Origin of the sequence: Bartonella sp. AP57NXGY, from assembly GCF_042195805.1 — a bacterium.
Lineage (GTDB): Bacteria > Pseudomonadota > Alphaproteobacteria > Rhizobiales > Rhizobiaceae > Bartonella.
In genome coordinates, this window is the sequence record NZ_JBHIOZ010000414.1 from 1 (window position 1) to 899 (window position 899).

At 44.9% G+C, this 899-nt stretch carries 2 protein-coding genes; both read left to right on the forward strand.

The window, feature by feature from the left end:
• The coding region (locus ACFIL8_RS11205) for a tail protein X (RefSeq protein ID WP_375689862.1) at window positions 1–142 on the forward strand (142 nt) is incomplete at its 5' end.
• Window positions 142–899 (forward strand): phage late control D family protein (locus tag ACFIL8_RS11210; protein WP_375689864.1); only part of this gene is annotated, 758 nt, incomplete at its 3' end. The genes ACFIL8_RS11205 and ACFIL8_RS11210, both read left to right, overlap by 1 nt.

Genomic DNA, 899 nt, shown 5'->3' on the forward strand with positions numbered 1-899 from the left:
CAAAGGCTATTTAGAAGCCACACTGGAAGCTAATCCAGAGATTGCCAAATATGGTGTGTTTTTACCGCGGGGCTTAACGGTTATTCTGCCTGAATTTGTGTTGTCTAATCCCCAAAGCATGGTGAAGCGGTTATGGGATTAATGCGCACATACCCCTTTATTTTAGTCAAGGTGGGAGATAAACCTGTTCATGAGGTTTTTTATCAGCGTCTTTTAACCGCAACCATTACGGACCATGCCGGTAATGAAGCCGATACATTTGAAGCAGAATTTGATGATAATGGCAATGATTTAGAGGTTCCACAAACGGGCAACGCTCTCCAGGTGATCTTTGGCTATGAGAACAGCATCAGTGCATTTATGGGGCGTTTTGTTGTCGAATCGGTTGTAAGTTGTGGGGGCAGTGATGGAGAGATTTTGCGCCTTTGTGGCAAAAGTGCCTCGATGCGTAAAGAGCTTAAAGAACAGGTGAGTGAGCATTTTGATCACAAAACTGTTGCTGAGATTGTTGAGACACTGGCCAAACGCCATGGCTATCAAGCAAAGGTCAGTCCTCAGTTCACCAAACAAACTTTACCTTATGTGATTCGTACAGATCAATCGGCTGTTGATTTTTTAACCCGCCTTGCCGACCGCATGCGGGCACGTTTTTTAATCAAGGACAATAAGTTTTTATTTTTAAGCGGTGACAATTTACCAGTACTCGACATCCATAAGTATGACTGTTCTAACTGGGAATTCACATTAGAGCCACGCACGCAATATGGCACCATTGAAGCTGCTTATTTTGATCGCTCAAAAGGGCAGCAATGCCAAGTCAAGCATCAGACAGGGTTTAGCGGTCCCGTGCGGCGTTTACGGACTTGTTACACTTGTGAGGAGGAAGCACGAGCTGCTGC